Below are 17,045 nucleotides of genomic sequence, written 5' to 3'. Positions count from 1 at the left end.
TTGATTTATAGTGGCATATATATCAAAAATTACAATGATAATTTTCAATTCAAGAAATCATGAATGAATTTATTATCAGAATTATCAATAAGTATATTCCTTAAAACAACATTTTCTTTTAAATCAGGATCATCACTAACAACCTTAATAGCCTCTTCACGAGCCTTATCAATAAGAAATTTATTGTTAGGTAAATTGTCCAGTACAAAATCAGGTAATCCAGATTGTCTATAGCCTAAAATCTGGCCTGGTCCTCTAAGCTCCAAGTCTTTTTCAGCAATATAAAATCCATCATTAGATTTTTGCAAAACACAAAGTCGTTTATTTTCTAATCCATTTTTATCGGAGGTTACCAGATAACAAAAAGATTTTGTTGAGCCTCTACCTACTCTCCCCCTTAATTGATGTAGCTGTGATAATCCAAATCTTTCCGAATTATAAATAATCATAATTGTGGCGTTAGGTACATCAATGCCAACCTCAATTACAGTTGTTGAAACCAAAATATTAATTTCATTCTTTAAAAAAGAATTAATCACTTCATTCTTTTCTTGTGAACTTAATTTGCCATGTAATAAGCCAACTTTTTTGTTAAAAAAGACCCCTTCTGATAAATATTTGAATGTTTTCTTTGCGGAGCTTAAATTCATTTTTTCTGAATCTTCTATAAGTGGCAAAATCACATAAGCTTGCTTTCCCTCATTGATCTCATCTTCAACAATCTTGAACAAGTTAGTTAAATCATCTTCTGAAATTATTTTTGTAGTTATAGGAACTCGTCCAGGAGGGAGTTCTGTAATTTGACTCACATCTAAATCACCATAAATGGAAAGAGCAAGAGTTCTTGGAATTGGTGTTGCTGTCATTGATAACAAGTTAGTATTTTCTCCTTTGCTTAATAATCTATTTCTTTGAGTAACTCCAAATCTGTGTTGTTCATCAATAACGACCATCCCTAATTCATTAAAAATGACTTTATCCTCAAATAATGCATGAGTACCTACTAGGATATCAACTAACCCATTATTCAAATTAGAGAAAATTTCTTTTCTCTTTTTTTGAGGAGTATTCCCAGTAAGTAGTTCAACAGAAACTAAAAGAGGATTCAAATATTTTAATATATTTTTATAATGTTGTTCTGCCAATACCTCAGTTGGGACCATAAATGCACCTTGAAGGTTTTTTTCAATTACAAGCAAAAGAGACGCTATTGCAATTATGGTTTTACCGCTTCCAACATCTCCCTGAAGCAATCTAGACATTGGTACGGGATTAGATAAATCTTTCTTAATTTCATTTAAAACATTTTCTTGAGATTTTGTTAATTCAAAAGGGAAAGTATTTAAAAATTCTTTTAATAAAGATTTCTTTTGAGGTAATTGTTGAGAAGTAATATTTTTGTTCGTCTTTCTTTTTCTTAGTAGGAACTTTATTTGCAGTAGGAACAACTCATCAAAAACCAAACGTTTTTTTGACTCAATAAGTGCCTGTTGAGTTGATGGGAAATGGATATTGATCAACGACTCTCTTTTTGATAACAAAGATAATGAATCAAGTTGCTTATTATTTAAAATTTCTGGATATTCCTTTGCATAAATTAGTACCTTTTTCATAATTTTTATAAAACTCATATTTGATAATGATTCACCTAATGAGTACAAGGGTAATATTTTGCCTGAGAAATTAAAATTATCATTGTTATCCTTAAGAATTTCAATCTGCGGATCTACAAAAGTTTTGCCATACTCTGTCAATTTAACCTTACCGGAAATTGCTAATTTAGTTCCAGGAGTATACAAAGATTTTTGAGATGAGAAAAAGGAATAAGATCTAAATCTCCTTCCTAAAAAAAATTTTGTAACCTTTATTGAAGACGTTTCGTCAGAAACTACAAAGTTCATTATTGATAAATTACTATTTTTCGTACTCTTATAAATATAAAATCTTTTAATATTTACTATGCAAGTATATAAATTATCTGGTTTTAAATTAATTATCTTAACTCTATTCGTATAGTCTAGATAAGTTCGTGGGAAGTAATTAATTAGATCTTTTATATGAAAAATCCCCAGTTCAGAAAGCTTATTTTTATAAACTTTTCCTACATTTTTTATTAATGAAATATCTGAATCAAGAGACAAACTTGAATCAGCTTTATTCAGAAAAACTTTATTAGAAATATTATTAGGATTTTCTATTTCTAAAGTTTTACTAAGTTTATAAAGACTTTTTCTAGTATCTATAATTAACCTTTTTCTTTGATTATCATCTAATTTATTATATTCATTGTATTTTTCTGAAAATTCATTAAATATCCTCAAATATTCCTCTGATAGATTTAGATTATCTAATTTGGTTAATGATTCATGCAAATAATCATTAAAGTATTTTTCTCTTCCAAGAGTATTAATAAATTTGTTTTCAGTTTCAATAGTTAAAGACTTTTGAAGAGGTCTTATCCAATCTTTAATTAATTTATTATTATTTCCGCTAATAGTCACATCTGAAAAAAAAGTTATTTTTTCAACGTATCTTATTCAAAGTTATTTCTTTTTGCCTCCAGTATGTCTCTTTTTTAATCAAACGCTGAAATTGATTTTTTAGCTCATTTATCTTATTCCTTTGAATAGAAAGATTTAAATTTTCAAATTCTAACTCAACAGTAGATACATTAAAGAAAATAATACATGGAAAATTATCGCCTTTTGTTGATGAACGATTTGAGTTTAATTCGAAATTAATAACAAAAGGATAAGGATGTTTTATCATCAATTTTTTGCCAACCAAGAACTCAAAGGAATCTTTAGATATCATTTTTTTTATTAGATTAGCCTTAAATAATTCTTGGTTAATATTGTATGAAAGATTCAAAAGTAAATTTTCCAATGACTTGTCTATAAAACCAAAAATTCTTAGGCTTTGATTTTTGGGTGAAATATCCATTTTTTTGATTTTATCTTTTTCTGAATATCTTGGATTTTCAACCTTTACTTCCTCCATTAAATCAAGTAAAGAGGAAATGAATTGTTTTTCAACTCCTAAATTTTCAATAATTTTGTTATTTAATAAATAATTATCATGATCATTATTATCTAGATCAAGTGATACTAAATTCTCATAATTATCAGCTTGATAATATTCAGAAGTATTAGATATATCTTTATTAATCTTGAACTGAATAGGTTCTTCTAATTGAAAACCATCTTCACATTGAAATTTATCATTTTGGTCATTTTTACTTTTTATGGAACTACCCAAACTATTAAATTTAATTTCCTTGTTTATGTTTTTTTCAATTTCATTTATTTTTAATTGCTCTACTGTTAATAAAGGCAAATTCGTATTAATGAATTTACTTATTTTTTCTTCAAAGAGACAAAAAAATTCATTTTCATTTAAGAAATTATCATTAATTAACGGATAACTATATATTTCTTTAAGCCCTTTTTCTATCGAGATATAAAGTAGATCTCTTAAGAGATTAAGGTAAAGTTCATATTCCCTATAAATACTTCGAATTAATCTTCTTTTTTGTATGTCTGCTCTCTCTAATTGAGCATTAATTTTATCTATATCTATGTAATTATTGAAATTATTCAAATCATTCAAGTGACTAGTTTGTTTGCATTGATGCAACTTCTTCAGCAAAATCCATCTGATTTTTTTCGATACCTTCACCTAATGTATATCTTGTAAAGCGTCGTACTTTGATATTTTCCCCAATTTTTGCAGCTGCTTGTTTAACAAGATCCTCAACTGTTAAAGAACTATCTTTAATGTAGGGTTGTGAAAGCAATACAAGCTCATTAAGTCTTTTTGCTATTCTCCCTTCAACTATTTTTTCTTTAATTTGTTCTGGTTTTCCAGATAAATCATCCCTACCCATTTCAATCTGCTTTTCTTTTTCCACAACATCTTCTGGTATTTCATCAATTGATACATACTCAACATTTGGGCATGCTGCTACTTGCATTGAGACATCCTTCAACAGAGATTGGAATATATCACCTCTAGCAACGAAATCAGTTTCACAATTCAACTCTAGTAAAACTCCGACTCTTGATCCAGTATGAATATAACTGCCAATTGAACCTTCGGCCGCTACTCTTCCCGATTTCTTTTCAGCACTAGCTATGCCTTTCTTTCTTAACCATTCCAAAGCTTTATCTAGATTTCCTTCAGTTTCGTTAAGTGCTTTTTTGCAGTCCATCATTCCTGCGCCAGTTTTATCTCTAAGATCTTTTACAAGTTTTGCTGTAATGTTTCCCATTTGAAGTAATAAAAAATAGTGAATAGTAAGTTTAAAATTGGATTTTAATTTTTTCTTTCGGCATTAGAGCCTTTTCTACCTTCATTTATTGCATCTGCAAGTCTTCCCAAAATAAGTTGCACAGATCTAACGGCATCATCGTTACAAGGAATTGGAACTTCACACAAATCAGGATCGCAATTTGTATCCAACATTGAGACTAATGAGATATCTAATTTTCTAGCTTCTAATACCGCATTAGATTCTCTTCTCTGATCGACCAATACAACAACATCTGGTAATCTTCTCATACCCTTAAGTCCACCTAAGTATTTTTGTAATCTTTCAAGTTCTCTCCTTAAAACTGCAGCTTCTTTTTTAGGCCTCATTGCTATTGAACCACTACTTTCCATTCTTTCTAAATCCTTTAATCTTTCTATCCTAGCTTTCATTGTTGTCCAATTAGTCAACATCCCTCCAAGCCATCTTTGATTTACATATGCAGCTCCACAGCGTGTAGCTTCCTGAGCCACTACATCTGATGCTTGTTTTTTTGTACCTACAAAGAGGAAACGTTTACCGCTTTTTGCAGCGTTTCTCGTCCATTTATATGCATTGTTCATACACAATGCTGTTTTTACAAGATCAATAATATGGACTCCATTTCTCGCGCAATATATATACTTAGACATCTTGGGATTCCAACGTCTAGTTTGATGCCCAAAATGAGCACCAGCTTCCATCATTTCTGATAGTGATACAACAGCCATAATTTAGAAAAGGGTTTCGGGTTAGCCTCCATCTGACGGGGATTTAATATTAAAAATCACCCGAAACTGTCAGATGTGTGGATTTAATTTCAACGATTCTAGCAAGTGATGTGTATTTCTAAAAGTTTTTTATCTTGATTTTGTTAACTGTTTAATGTAAATCATATTTAGGGGGATCCTAAGTATCTCAAGTGCAAGTCTATTTTTTCTTATATTTACTAGGAATCTTAATAAAGGAAGGATTCTATCAACACTGATTATTCCTCCCAAGCAAAGAATTTGCCAAAGTAGTTTATGGAGAGGCGTTAATTGAATCATAAATCTAACCCTTAAATTTGGATGTTTCTTATAAAACACCAAAGCCATTTTTGCTCTCTCTTTTTCTTGAGCTACTAATGCATCTATTTGTTCGCAACTAAATGGTGGATGCCAATGAAAACCTACTGCATTTGGGCATTTAATTAATTTTGTCCCCATTTTTTTTAATCTTTCTCCAAGTTCTAAATCCTCCCAACCGTAAAGACTAAAAGAAGTATCAAATAATCCCACACTTAAAATCAATTCTTTTGATATTGCTACATTCCCAGTAGCAAAATATGCAAAAGAAGTGTCCATTATTTTATGTTTTTCACTCTGAGGATTTAGAAAATTAGATGTATTGACTACTGAGCCATAGGTAAAACATTTTTTATCATTCTTTCTCCAAGAGGCAAGTAATTTTTCTACGTGGCAATTTATAAAATTGTCTAAAACAATAAGATCACTATCAATGAATATAATAATTTCATATTTTGATTTAATTACTCCAAGATTTCTTCCAAGTGCAGGCCCTCCATGTTCTTGTTGAAATAGAATAACGTGTGGAAGATTAGCTTTGTTTTTATATATCCATGAGGTTGTCCCATCAGTTGATCCATCATCAACTACAATTACCTCATAGTTACTGATACTTGTATCTAATTTTTGATTCTCAAGCGCAAAGAGACATTTCTCTAGTATGGGCAATCTATTGTAAGTCGGTATAACAATACTTACATTCATGATTATGTCTTAAATATGCATAATATATTGAACTCCAAAAAATAAAAAAGAAAAGATATTACCTAATCAGCTGCACCGCCATTATTTGCTGTACCTGTAACGTTTCCACCATCAGGTCTTCCATCAGTTCTTAATTTCCTTTTTTTGAATTTTCTAGCATAGGCTCTATTACGTTCCTGCTTTTCTTTTTTTAAATTCCTTCTCTTAGACATAAAATTTTTAACTTTTAATTATATTAGCTCACTATGAGCACTATATATTTTACCATCTTCCATATTTAATATCCTATCCGCCATATCAGAAATTCTTGGATCATGCGTCACCATAAGTACAGAACAATTTTGCTCTTTTGCTAGTTTCCTTAAAAGGGTTACTATTTCTCTTCCTGTGACGCTATCTAAAGCAGAAGTGGGCTCATCAGCTAACAAAAGTTTTGGGTTAGCAGATAAAGCTCGAGCAATTGCTACTCTCTGTTTCTGCCCACCAGATAAGTCATTTGGCAACTTTTTATGATGTTCTTCTAGTCCTACTGCTGACAACCAATTCCTTGCTATTTCACGTCTTTGCAAATATGTTAAACCTTTTATTAAATCGGCGCCCATCTGGACATTTTGTTCTGCTGTTAAACATCTCAGAAGATTATGACCTTGAAAAATCATTCCAATACTTCTTCTAAGAATCTGACGCGTTTTCCTTGATGCTCCATTTAACTGCTTATTTAATACAGTTAAATCTCCACTTTGACAGGTTCTCAAGGCGCCAATTAATGTTAAAAGAGTCGTTTTACCACATCCAGAAGGTCCTTTTAAAAGGACCAACTCTCCTTTATCAATATTTAAATTAACGTTGTTAAGAACTTGTTTTTTATTCTCATTTTTTCCATAAAAGTGACTCAAATTATTTATTGAGACTGTTTTAAGGTTTTTAACATTATTTTTTGATTTATTAGCTTTAACCATTTTTCTTTGTTTCTTAAAAAATTTCAGCAGGATCAGCGTCAACTAATTTACGCATCGCAACAGCAGCAGACCCCATACACATAACTAAAACTAATACGAAAATTAAAATTGTTTTATCAGCATCCATTATTATTGGGAGTTTAGTAGAACTTCTTATAACTGAGTAAAGTATTTGACCAGAGAAATAAGCAGGTAAATAACCAAATAATGCCAACAAAAACCCCTCTCTAGCTACAACAAAGAAAAGGGACTTAATTCTATAACCCATTGCCAATAAGGTGGCATACTCTGGAAGGTGATCTGTAACGTCGCTATAAAGAATTTGATAAACGACCACACACCCTACAACAAAACCCATCAAGGCTCCTAAACTGAATATAAAACCTATTGCAGTACTATTTTTCCAATAATTCTTTTCAAATTCTATAAATTGTTTTTTTGTAAGAACTCTAACATCATTAGGGAGTGAGTTATTTAATATCCTTGAAATCAATTCGGGATCAGATCCTTTTCTAAGCTTTACCAAACCAATTTCTATACTGCCAGGAGGATTAGCAGGAAAAAGTCTTAAAAAGGTTTCTCGACTAGTTATCAAATTACCATCTGCACCAAAAGATGGTCCCAACTCCACAAGGCCCTCAACAATTACTCTTTTTCCAGCAACCTCAGTCTCAACCTTTTTTTCAGATAAGAACCATTCTTCAATCGGGCCAAATTCAGGTCTAGATAGTTTGTCAAAAAGAACTCTTGATGGATTTCTCAATTTATAAGCTTTCTTTGAAAATCCCTCATCTATAAGAAGAGAATCGGAAGGATTAAAACCTAATGCAAGTATTGATCTAGTTTTAAGATTTTCAGGATTTCTCCAAAGTAAATAATTTAGATTAACGGGAGCAGTTTTTTCAACATCTTCTACTGCGAGAGTCTGAATTAACCTTCTTTTTGGGAATCCACTCATGCTTATAGAACTTTTTGATCTGGGACTTATCAAAACAAGGTCGGCATCTAAAAGTTTATGAATAGTTACGCTCGTGTCAAATAAACCATCCCTAAAACCTAATTGCATAAACATCAAAATTCCTGCAAAACTGATTCCAGCTATGGCAACTGCCAGTCTTAATGGTTGCCTAGTTAATAACAACCAAGCTAATGGTATTTTTCTAAATTTTAAAAAAGAAAAACTCATTGAGGAATAAATTTTGCAATAACTTTCATTCCTGCATAGTATTGAACGATATCTATAGAATCTTGATCTAGTTTTACTAGTACTTCGATAATTCGCGAATCTGCATCCCCTGTTGGATCAGTCGATAACACTTTTCTTTGTTTTACCTGAGGACTAATCCTAATTACCTTTCCCTTAAGATTTTTTTGGAAACCGCCATTCTCACTGCTCAATTCAACATCCTGAGAGATAAAGACTCTATCGATGTCAGATTCATAAACCTCTATCAAAGCTTCCATTTTTTGACTAGAACCAATATCTAAAATCCCTTCATTTTGGGGCCTCTCACCAACTCTCGTATTTATTCCAAGGATAAAACCATCAATTGGACTCCTTAGTTTTGAATTAAATAGATCTATCTTGATATTTTTTTGATCTCCGATAAGGTTGATTTTTTGTTTTTGCAGTTTTAATAATTCATCTTTCCTCTGTGAAAACTCTACAAAAGAATATACATTTTTGTTCAAAGCTAACTCATACCTTTGGATTTGATCTTTTTTTAGGGCAATTTCTTCGTTAAGAGTATTAATTAGATTTTCATTCCTTTCAAGATCAGCAGTTAATTTTTCTCCATCTTCAAAGATTGCCAGAATATCACCTTTTCTTACGAAATCCCCTTCATTTACTAAAATTTCGACAACTCGGGGTGAAGAGCCAAACCGACTTATTGGAGCTGCCAATTTTCTAATCTCTCCCGAAGGAGAAAGTTGACCTAGTGCGGCAACAGCTGTAATAGCAGGTATGAGATCTGAAGTTATTTCCTCTTTAAATTTTGAACTAGACTTATTATTTCCAGAACAAGAAATAACCCCAAGTGATATTGGTGTAAATAATAAAAAATAAATAAATAAATTTTTTAATATTTTTAATTTCATTAAAAATCGAAGAGTACTGTTTTTATATAGTTATTGACCCATTTTTCATCAAAATATTTTAGAAGAACCATACTAGTCTTTTCATTTTTCATTTGTTGAACACAATAATTTTTTTGAAAATCTATTCTCTCTTGGATAATTTCCTCTTTGACTTCCGGATTAGCTTTCTTACTTATATGAATCAAAATAGAGAGGTATTGATCCACAACTCTACAAAAATCATTCTTTTCAGATATATTTTTTAAGGAAGCAAAAAATACATTATTAGAAAATATCCCCCCCCATTTAGGGATCTCTCTCAAAGAGGTAAAAGAACTTTTATCAACTTCAGAAAGCAATTTTTCGTATTTCAAACCTTGGGTTTGTGATGCGGGGGATAAATCAACAATGGCAGCAGAAACAATATCATTTATTTTTACCAAATCCATACCAAAAATTGGGATATCAAACTTTGGATCAGGAAAAAAAACGCAGTGTAAAATTTTAAGATTCTTTGAAAATTCTGCTACTTCAATATGTAACTTTCTAAATCCTTTTGCTTTATGAAATTCATTTTCAATATAGAGTTCTCTGCCTATTTCTTTAGAAATAATGTTAGTTAGTTTTGGATCAATTTTTATACTCTTAAGGTCCTCAAGCGTGGATCTATGCTCTCTAATATTTTGTAATAACTCCAAAATAAGAGGGTCAGTTAATTTTGTTTTAGTTAAAGATTCAGACAACAAGGCTAAAAAGTACCAAAATAGAATTTAGAAAGAGAACCGAAATGAACGTAGGAGATGTTAATTACTACACTCATTCAAGCAAAACTAGATGTGTGTTTGTGGATAATAAAGAATTGCCGCTTATAAGCATTGATATTTGGTGCAAAGCAGGTTCTTCATTTGAGGATGTTGATAAAAACGGCACTGCTCATTTTCTAGAACATATGATTTTTAAAGGATCTAACAAAATAATGCCAGGTGTGTTTGACCATAAAATTGAATCACTAGGCGGATTAAGTAACGCTTCAACAGGTTATGATGATGTACATTACCATGTCTTAGTTCCACCAAGTAACTTTAAAGAATCACTTGCTCTTTTGACAAATATTGTCGTTGCTCCAGATTTTAATCCTGATGAATTTATAAAAGAAAAAGGGGTAGTTATTGATGAAATAAAACAACAAAATGATCAGCCTGAGGAAAGATTATTTAATTATTTTTTGAAAAGGGTTTGGTTAAGTCCGAATTACGCAAATTCGATTCTTGGAACTGAACATAGTATCAAAAACCTAGAGATAAATGACCTTGTGAAATTTCACAGAAAACATTACACTACAGAAAAAATTTGTATTGCAATTGCTGGTAATATCTCTGAAGAAATTTATAAAATTTTTGAAAAAAGTGATCTGTCTGGCATAAAAAAAAGTCCAAATTTAATTAATCTAAAAAATAAACCTTCTTTAAAAATTAGGAATGGTAGAGAGTCAGTTAAGTTTGATAATTTAGAGTTTTCAAGAATATTTATGGCTTGGTTTATCCCAAACATAAATGATCAAAAGAATATTATTGGACTAGAAATATTAGCATCAATACTCTCTGTTGGAAGAAACAGCAGATTAGTTAAAATATTAAAAGAAGATAGTAATCTTGTTGAATCGGTATATGTAGATGTGAATGCTGGAGAATTAGGAGGATTATTTATAATAGAAGCAAGTTGTGAGTCCAAAGATATTGATTTAGTAGAAAAGCAAATTAATAAAACAATAGATGAGATATTAAATTTTAAAGCCTTGTCTTTTGATGAAATAAAAAAAGCAATAAATATTGTCAAAAGTAATTATATCTTTAATTTAGAGACATCTACACAACTCTCTTCATTCTTTGGAAATGAACTTCTTTGGGGGAGAAAATCTTCAATAAATAATTTAGAGAGTCATTTAAAATATTGGAATGAATTGGATAACTTCAAAGAGATCACAGAATATATTCGTGGAGAGAAATTTACATTAGTTGCATCCCCAGGTAAATGTTAAAAAGATATTTTTTAAATAATAAAAAAAGAAATTTTTCAACTGCTTCAATTTGGATTAAAGGGGGAAGTGATATGGATAGTACTGGAAAAAAAGGGATAAACAAGATCCTTTGTTCATTACTTACCAGAGGATGTGAAGGTTTTAACAATTTCACTCTCTCTGAATATATTGAGTCCTATGGAGCAGAATTAAATCAAGAAATATTTGAAGATGGAATTTCAATAAGTATTAAATCCCTAAATGAACATTTCAGTAAATTACACCCTTTATTAGATTTAATAATTAATAAGCCAATCCTCTCGGAAACTGAATTTAAAAAAGTAAAAAAATCTTCTATTGATCAAATTAAAAAAGATAAAGAGAATCCATTCAATATCTGTTTTGAAAAATGGAGAAAAATTGTTTACTCAAATCATCCTTATGCTTTCAACACAATAGGCAATGCTAATGATGTCTCAAAGATTACTTATGAAGATGTTTTGCTTGAGTTTAAAAATTTAAAAAATAGAGAAAAGTATTTAATTTCAAATAATCCCGAAATAAATGGAGAAAATTTTGGAACACTTGAAAAAAAAATCTCAAAAGAAAAATCAGATCCTTTAAATCATAATTTAAATACTACGAATAGATTTGATTACATTATTAATGATTCGAATCAAACAATAATAATGATGGGGGACCAAACTTGCTCGCGAAGAAGTAGTGAATATTTTCCGCTTAAGGTTTTGGAGTCATATTTATCTTATGGAATGAGCGCTGCTTTATTTAAACTTTTTAGAGAAAAACATGGCATCACATACGATTTAGGTGTTTATTATCCTATCAGGAGTGGAAATGCTCCATTTTTAATTTATTTATCCGTATCTAATAATCAAGCACTTTTTGCTTTTGAACTTTTATCAACACTATGGAAAAATTTACTTTCAAATCCGTTGACTGATTCTGAAATATTTTTAGCAAAAGAAAAACTAAAAGGTTCTTTTTTATTAGGAAATCAATCACTAGATGAAGCTTTACAGAGAATGATACAGTTAGTCAGTTATGGTATTTCACCAATTTCTGAGAAAGATTTAAATTCAAAAATAGAGGAAATTTCTTCGTTAGATATTTTGAAATTAACTAATAAGTATTTTTCAAAACCTTTTCTGAGTATTTCTGGAAATAAAAATATATGTTTAGAAATTTCTAATAGGTGGAAGAAAAACTTTTAGATTAGTTTTTCTCAATCTTATCAATATCTATTAAAAAAGAACCTCTCCTAAACTTTACTTCAACAGTATCTGGAGATTTAATTGAAAGGATTTCGCCAATTTCATCAATTGCCACTAGATCAGGTGGTCTTAACATCGGCATATTATCTGAAGTCTTCAAGTAAGAGACTGGCGCAATTAACTTAACCTTATCGTTGATCTCAAATTTCATTTATTAATTAGATACATTAAAGAGTAGTATAAGCATAAAATTAGAGGAAATATCAACGAAATGCACTGATTCATTCTAGAATCCTAGAATTGACTTTCTACAAATTAATGAATCAAAAATTTAAAACATTAATTTTATGGGCTTTACCTATACTTTTAGTAATAGCACTTTCCTACCAATTTTTATCTTCAAACAACGTTGATTCGCTTAAATCTAATGGCACAACTGTTGCACCAAGAAATTCAGCGGTAGCAAGAGTTAGTTACGGGAGATTTTTAGATTACATTAATTCTGGAAGAGTTACATCTGTTGATATTTTTGAGGGAGGGAGAAATGCAGTTATAGAGACAATAGATTCGGATTTAGATAATAAAGTTCAAAGGTTGCGTGTAGATCTTCCCGGCTTAACACCAGAACTTATAAATATTTTAAAAAATGAGGGAATTAGTTTTGATGTTCATCCAATAAAAACAGCTCCTCCTGCATTAGGAATTTTAGGTAATTTACTCTTCCCAGCTATCTTAATTGGGGGTTTAATTTTGTTAGCGAGGAGGTCAAATGGTATGCCTGGAGGTCCTGGCCAAGCAATGCAGTTTGGAAAAACTAAAGCAAGATTTGCAATGGAAGCAGAAACTGGAGTTGTATTCGATGATGTTGCAGGAGTTAATGAAGCTAAACAGGATTTGCAAGAAGTTGTCACTTTTCTGAAAAAACCAGAAAAATTTACTTCTGTAGGAGCAAGAATTCCCAAAGGTGTTCTACTGGTAGGTCCTCCTGGCACTGGTAAAACCCTTTTAGCTAAAGCAATTGCAGGTGAAGCTGGTGTACCATTCTTCTCATTATCAGGTTCTGAATTTGTTGAAATGTTTGTTGGTGTTGGCGCTAGTAGAGTTAGAGACCTTTTTAAAAGAGCTAAAGAGAATAGTCCTTGTTTGATTTTTATTGATGAAATCGATGCTGTCGGAAGGCAAAGAGGTGCAGGTATTGGTGGAGGTAATGATGAGAGAGAACAAACTCTCAATCAATTACTTACTGAAATGGATGGCTTCGAAGGTAATAGTGGCATAATAATAATTGCAGCCACAAATAGGCCCGATGTTTTAGACTCAGCCTTAATGAGGCCAGGCAGATTTGATAGACAGGTAACTGTAGATGCACCTGATATCAAGGGCAGACTATCAATATTGGAAGTTCATGCTAGGAATAAAAAACTCCAAGAGGATTTAACGCTTGAAAGCATTGCGAGAAGAACACCAGGATTTACTGGAGCAGATTTAGCAAATTTATTAAATGAGGCAGCTATATTAACGGCAAGGAGGAGAAAAGACTCCATAAGTATTTCAGAAATCGACGACTCTGTAGATAGGATTGTCGCAGGGATGGAAGGCTCTCCATTAACAGATGGTAGAAGCAAGAGATTAATTGCTTATCATGAAGTTGGCCATGCTCTCATAGGTTCACTTGTTAAAGCCCATGATCCTGTTCAAAAAGTGACCGTCATTCCAAGAGGTCAAGCTAAAGGATTAACTTGGTTTACTCCAGACGATGAACAATCCCTTGTTAGCAGAGCACAATTAAAAGCGAGGATAATGGGTGCTTTAGGAGGAAGAGCTGCTGAAGATGTAGTTTTTGGAGAAGGTGAGATTACAACAGGCGCGGGAGGTGATTTCCAACAAGTTGCTTCAATGGCCCGCCAAATGGTTACTAGATTCGGAATGAGTAATTTAGGTCCGATAGCTTTAGAAAGTGGTAATCAAGAAGTATTTGTTGGTAGAGATTTAATGACTAGAAGTGAAGTTTCTGATTCAATCTCTAAACAAATAGATGAAAGCGTAAGAGTAATGGTCAAGGAATGTTATAAAGAAACTTACGATATTGTAAGTAAAAATAGAGAAGCTATGGATAAAATAGTTGACCTATTAATCGAAAAAGAAACATTAGATGGTGATGAGTTTGTGAGTATTCTTTCCAAATTCACCAAAATCCCTGAGAAAGAGAGAACACCACAACTATTAAATTAAATTTTAATAGGTTTCTTGTCTAACACTAAATCAATTAGTCCATACTCAACCGCTTCGTTTGGTGACATATAAAAATCTCTATCGGTATCTTCTTTGATAGTGTCATAATCCTTTCCAGTTCTTTCTGATAATTCAGTATTAAGTCGTTCTTTCAAGAATAAAATTTCATCTGCTTGAATTCTTATATCACTGGCTTGCCCTCTAGCACCTCCAAGCGGTTGATGTATCATTATTCTTGAATGTCTAAGGCTGCTTCTTTTACCTTTAGTACCAGCCGCAAGCAAAAAAGCACCCATACTAGCTGCCAAGCCTACACAAACTGTATGAATGTCAGGTTTTACATGCTGCATTGTATCAAAGATACCTAATCCGTCATATACCGATCCTCCAGGTGAATTTATATACATAAAAATATCCTTATCTGGATCCTCTGCCTCGAGAAACAACAATTGAGCAACAATTCTATTAGCAGTTTCACTAGTGACTTGCTCTCCCAAAAAGATTATTCTCTCTCTTAATAGTCTCGAATAAATATCAAAGACTCTTTCGCTACCGCCCGATTCTTCTAAAACTAAAGGGATCATAATAATATTTATCTGTTTATTAGATATTAACGATATTGAGTCAACATACGCTAACCTTATTAAGGTTTACATATAAAAAATTGAAAGAAAAATTGACTGTTTCAGATAGCAAAAAGTTATTTCATGAAAAATTTCCTTACGTCATTCCAGGTTTGTATAAAAGAATAGTTGATGAAATGCTTGTCGAACTTAATCTTTTGAACCATCAAAATGAATTTACGCAAGATTATCTCTTTTGTGTCGGCCTCACCGAAACATTCAAAGAATTAATGAAAGGATATAAACCTGAAAAACACTTGAATCTACTTTTTGAATCTTTATGCAGTTCTACGAATTTTGAGGCGAAGGAAATTAATGAAATATCTAAAAAGTCTCAAAAAGAATTAAAGGATAAACCATCTAAAGATATTTTAAAATTATTAATAGAAAAAAGTAATTCTAAACTTTATCCTTCAAGGATTTTGAACTTAGGGATATATATATTAATTTCAAACTCCCAAGATTTCAATGAGAAAAATGAATCAGATAAAAATAAGATGACCTTTGATATTTTTGAGAAGTTGAGCTTATCTGCTAATAAAGCAGAAAAAGATATTGGAATTTACAAAAGTAGTATATCAAAAATGGAACAAGCAAAAGAATTAATTGAAGAGCTTAGAATTAAAGATAAGAAAAATAACCAAAAAAAATAATAACTATTTTTTTAATCTTTTTTTATCTTTCCAAGAGACATAGGATATATAAATTACTGCTAATGTTATAAATATGAGTAAAACAAACGATGTTAAGATAAGAAACTTACTTAAATAGACTTCATAAGTTAAAAATGAAATCATATGTCAATGGATCCGTCCCCATTTCTTCCCCAAACAACCATGGCAATTGAAAAAGTAAAAATAGCAGCCAATGCTGCCCAGCCTATTTGAAAGATCATTAGAATTTAATCGTTTTTATAAATATAACAGAACTCCAAAATTTTTTAACCATTTTAAAACTAAAGTTAATTTCTCAGAAACAAAATTTAGCCAATAGAATTGTAATAAAATTAAATTGGGAAGGTTAGTTTTAAATCACAGTACAAATATAGAAGGTCTAATTCCAATACTTCAAAAATTAGCACTGGAAAATAATATCAAGACAATAACTCCAGCTGTCATTTCAAGAGCCAGGGGAAGATCCTCTAAATTGATAATTAGATTGTCAGTGAAAACTATAAACGGATATAAAGCAATCGCAAGAAAGGGTAATACAGCTCAAGAAGTTTTTATTTCAACAGAGTTAAGTAAAGATGAATTAAAAGAAATCATAAATCTTTATAATAGAAAGTAATTAAATTAAAGGGTATTAGAAAATAGTTAGGAGAGAACAAATGAAATTGGTATTAAATTTTTTTATGTTTTTATTGGCCTTTTTTTCATTTAGTAATAAAACATTATCACTTACTGATTACCAAATAAAAAGATTTTGCGCTAAGGAGAAAAGAATATCTTTATGTATCAACAATTTACAAGAGAAAAGATCTGATCTCCAAAAAGGAAAGCTAATTGAAATACCTGTAACCCCTTACAAACGGTAATTAGAAATTGAATTTAAATTTCAAATTCTGATTCGAAAAGATTAAATGCATTTTTATAGCTTGTGAGAAGTTCTTCGGAATTATCAGAAAATCCTTGTCTTTCGTAATCTTCTTTTAATTCATCATACAAATAAACCACTTTGTTAAAGGCGCTCATATATTCTTTTTGTATGTCTTCATCATCGATATCATAGATTTTTGCCAGTACTAATTCGACATTTTTTTTTGATGAATATATTTTTCTCTCAAAATCTTTATTTAACTTCCTTCTTTTTTTTGCCATTTAAAATTTCTTAATACAGATTA

At 30.9% G+C, this 17,045-nt stretch carries 20 protein-coding genes; 6 read left to right on the top strand and 14 right to left on the bottom strand.

Annotated features, from left to right (window positions below):
- Window positions 1-44 precede the first annotated feature (44 nt).
- From recG to HA140_RS03975, 10 genes are all read right to left on the bottom strand, one after another.
- Window positions 45-2,501 carry an ATP-dependent DNA helicase RecG gene (gene recG, locus HA140_RS04020; RefSeq protein ID WP_209039831.1) on the bottom strand — a complete coding sequence of 819 codons (2,457 nt, stop codon included), beginning with the start codon at window positions 2,499-2,501 and terminating at the stop codon, window positions 45-47.
- Between the two features lie 22 nt (window positions 2,502-2,523).
- A complete protein-coding gene (locus tag HA140_RS04015; protein WP_245156190.1) occupies window positions 2,524-3,648 on the bottom strand; it encodes an adenylate cyclase in 1,125 nt (374 codons plus the stop codon).
- Entirely contained in the window at window positions 3,614-4,270 is a 657-nt protein-coding gene (gene tsf, locus HA140_RS04010) for a translation elongation factor Ts (RefSeq protein ID WP_025923057.1), read from the bottom strand. Before tsf ends, HA140_RS04015 begins: the two co-directional genes overlap by 35 nt.
- Before the next feature lie 44 nt (window positions 4,271-4,314).
- Window positions 4,315-5,019 carry a 30S ribosomal protein S2 gene (rpsB, locus tag HA140_RS04005; RefSeq protein ID WP_011818259.1) on the bottom strand — a complete coding sequence of 235 codons (705 nt, stop codon included), beginning with the start codon at window positions 5,017-5,019 and terminating at the stop codon, window positions 4,315-4,317.
- Window positions 5,020-5,148: 129 nt separating this feature from the next.
- Window positions 5,149-6,060, bottom strand: a complete 912-nt coding sequence (locus HA140_RS04000; RefSeq protein ID WP_209039829.1) for a glycosyltransferase family 2 protein — start codon at window positions 6,058-6,060, stop codon at window positions 5,149-5,151.
- Window positions 6,061-6,122: 62 nt separating this feature from the next.
- Window positions 6,123-6,272: a hypothetical protein gene (locus tag HA140_RS03995; protein WP_011376314.1), complete on the bottom strand. Its 150-nt coding sequence runs from the start codon at window positions 6,270-6,272 to the stop codon at window positions 6,123-6,125.
- Window positions 6,273-6,290: 18 nt separating this feature from the next.
- Entirely contained in the window at window positions 6,291-7,019 is a 729-nt protein-coding gene (locus HA140_RS03990; RefSeq protein WP_209039828.1) for a DevA family ABC transporter ATP-binding protein, read from the bottom strand.
- Between the two features lie 13 nt (window positions 7,020-7,032).
- Window positions 7,033-8,205 (bottom strand): ABC transporter permease DevC, encoded by a 1,173-nt coding sequence (gene devC / locus HA140_RS03985; RefSeq protein ID WP_209039827.1) that lies wholly within the window; start codon window positions 8,203-8,205, stop codon window positions 7,033-7,035.
- Complete coding sequence (locus tag HA140_RS03980) at window positions 8,202-9,119, bottom strand: HlyD family efflux transporter periplasmic adaptor subunit (RefSeq protein WP_209039826.1); 918 nt, start codon at window positions 9,117-9,119, stop codon at window positions 8,202-8,204. Before HA140_RS03980 ends, devC begins: the two co-directional genes overlap by 4 nt.
- A complete protein-coding gene (locus HA140_RS03975) occupies window positions 9,119-9,844 on the bottom strand; it encodes a phycocyanobilin:ferredoxin oxidoreductase (protein WP_209039825.1) in 726 nt (241 codons plus the stop codon). The genes HA140_RS03980 and HA140_RS03975 overlap by 1 nt, the downstream gene beginning before the upstream one ends.
- 41 nt (window positions 9,845-9,885) lie before the next feature.
- Here HA140_RS03975 and HA140_RS03970 point away from each other — a divergent pair, with 41 nt between their 5' ends.
- Window positions 9,886-11,136: a M16 family metallopeptidase gene (locus tag HA140_RS03970; RefSeq protein ID WP_209039824.1), complete on the top strand. Its 1,251-nt coding sequence runs from the start codon at window positions 9,886-9,888 to the stop codon at window positions 11,134-11,136.
- On the top strand, window positions 11,130-12,347 hold the full coding sequence (locus HA140_RS03965; RefSeq protein ID WP_209039823.1) for a M16 family metallopeptidase: 1,218 nt from the start codon (window positions 11,130-11,132) through the stop codon (window positions 12,345-12,347). Before HA140_RS03970 ends, HA140_RS03965 begins: the two co-directional genes overlap by 7 nt.
- A gap of 1 nt (window position 12,348) precedes the next feature.
- Here the strand turns inward: HA140_RS03965 and HA140_RS03960 are convergent, their stop codons facing one another.
- Window positions 12,349-12,558, bottom strand: a complete 210-nt coding sequence (locus HA140_RS03960) for an NAD(P)H dehydrogenase assembly family protein (RefSeq protein WP_025894367.1) — start codon at window positions 12,556-12,558, stop codon at window positions 12,349-12,351.
- Window positions 12,559-12,665: 107 nt separating this feature from the next.
- Here HA140_RS03960 and ftsH point away from each other — a divergent pair, with 107 nt between their 5' ends.
- A complete protein-coding gene (ftsH, locus tag HA140_RS03955; RefSeq protein ID WP_209039822.1) occupies window positions 12,666-14,579 on the top strand; it encodes an ATP-dependent zinc metalloprotease FtsH in 1,914 nt (637 codons plus the stop codon).
- On the opposite strand, the gene clpP is transcribed toward ftsH, so the two are convergent.
- A complete protein-coding gene (gene clpP, locus HA140_RS03950; protein WP_308788990.1) occupies window positions 14,576-15,166 on the bottom strand; it encodes an ATP-dependent Clp endopeptidase proteolytic subunit ClpP in 591 nt (196 codons plus the stop codon). The two genes, ftsH and clpP, sit on opposite strands and share 4 nt — an antisense overlap.
- A 32-nt stretch (window positions 15,167-15,198) precedes the next feature.
- Here clpP and psb29 point away from each other — a divergent pair, with 32 nt between their 5' ends.
- Entirely contained in the window at window positions 15,199-15,855 is a 657-nt protein-coding gene (psb29, locus tag HA140_RS03945; RefSeq protein ID WP_209039820.1) for a photosystem II biogenesis protein Psp29, read from the top strand.
- Between the two features lie 140 nt (window positions 15,856-15,995).
- Here the strand turns inward: psb29 and petN are convergent, their stop codons facing one another.
- Window positions 15,996-16,097: a cytochrome b6-f complex subunit PetN gene (petN, locus tag HA140_RS03940; RefSeq protein ID WP_011376303.1), complete on the bottom strand. Its 102-nt coding sequence runs from the start codon at window positions 16,095-16,097 to the stop codon at window positions 15,996-15,998.
- Between the two features lie 116 nt (window positions 16,098-16,213).
- Here petN and HA140_RS03935 point away from each other — a divergent pair, with 116 nt between their 5' ends.
- Together HA140_RS03935 and HA140_RS03930 are read left to right on the top strand one after the other, a co-directional pair.
- Entirely contained in the window at window positions 16,214-16,492 is a 279-nt protein-coding gene (locus HA140_RS03935) for a DUF2103 domain-containing protein (protein ID WP_209039819.1), read from the top strand.
- A 40-nt stretch (window positions 16,493-16,532) separates the two neighbouring features.
- On the top strand, window positions 16,533-16,739 hold the full coding sequence (locus tag HA140_RS03930) for a hypothetical protein (protein ID WP_209039818.1): 207 nt from the start codon (window positions 16,533-16,535) through the stop codon (window positions 16,737-16,739).
- Between the two features lie 13 nt (window positions 16,740-16,752).
- Here the strand turns inward: HA140_RS03930 and HA140_RS03925 are convergent, their stop codons facing one another.
- Entirely contained in the window at window positions 16,753-17,022 is a 270-nt protein-coding gene (locus HA140_RS03925) for a hypothetical protein (protein ID WP_032518735.1), read from the bottom strand.
- Window positions 17,023-17,045 lie beyond the last annotated feature (23 nt).

Source organism: Prochlorococcus marinus CUG1417, from assembly GCF_017695975.1.
In the GTDB taxonomy this organism is placed as follows: domain Bacteria; phylum Cyanobacteriota; class Cyanobacteriia; order PCC-6307; family Cyanobiaceae; genus Prochlorococcus_A; species Prochlorococcus_A marinus_AG.
This window is presented reverse-complemented; position numbering and strand designations above follow the sequence as displayed.

Coding starts and splice junctions, on each gene's coding strand:
- tsf (WP_025923057.1), bottom strand. CDS start 4,270: ATGGGAAACATTACAGCAAAACTTGTAAAAGATCTTAGAGATAAAACT.
- rpsB (WP_011818259.1), bottom strand. CDS start 5,019: ATGGCTGTTGTATCACTATCAGAAATGATGGAAGCTGGTGCTCATTTT.
- HA140_RS04000 (WP_209039829.1), bottom strand. CDS start 6,060: ATGAATGTAAGTATTGTTATACCGACTTACAATAGATTGCCCATACTA.
- HA140_RS03995 (WP_011376314.1), bottom strand. CDS start 6,272: ATGTCTAAGAGAAGGAATTTAAAAAAAGAAAAGCAGGAACGTAATAGA.
- HA140_RS03990 (WP_209039828.1), bottom strand. CDS start 7,019: ATGGTTAAAGCTAATAAATCAAAAAATAATGTTAAAAACCTTAAAACA.
- devC (WP_209039827.1), bottom strand. CDS start 8,205: ATGAGTTTTTCTTTTTTAAAATTTAGAAAAATACCATTAGCTTGGTTG.
- HA140_RS03980 (WP_209039826.1), bottom strand. CDS start 9,119: ATGAAATTAAAAATATTAAAAAATTTATTTATTTATTTTTTATTATTT.
- HA140_RS03970 (WP_209039824.1), top strand. CDS start 9,886: ATGAACGTAGGAGATGTTAATTACTACACTCATTCAAGCAAAACTAGA.
- HA140_RS03965 (WP_209039823.1), top strand. CDS start 11,130: ATGTTAAAAAGATATTTTTTAAATAATAAAAAAAGAAATTTTTCAACT.
- HA140_RS03960 (WP_025894367.1), bottom strand. CDS start 12,558: ATGAAATTTGAGATCAACGATAAGGTTAAGTTAATTGCGCCAGTCTCT.
- ftsH (WP_209039822.1), top strand. CDS start 12,666: ATGAATCAAAAATTTAAAACATTAATTTTATGGGCTTTACCTATACTT.
- petN (WP_011376303.1), bottom strand. CDS start 16,097: ATGATCTTTCAAATAGGCTGGGCAGCATTGGCTGCTATTTTTACTTTT.
- HA140_RS03930 (WP_209039818.1), top strand. CDS start 16,533: ATGAAATTGGTATTAAATTTTTTTATGTTTTTATTGGCCTTTTTTTCA.
- HA140_RS03925 (WP_032518735.1), bottom strand. CDS start 17,022: ATGGCAAAAAAAAGAAGGAAGTTAAATAAAGATTTTGAGAGAAAAATA.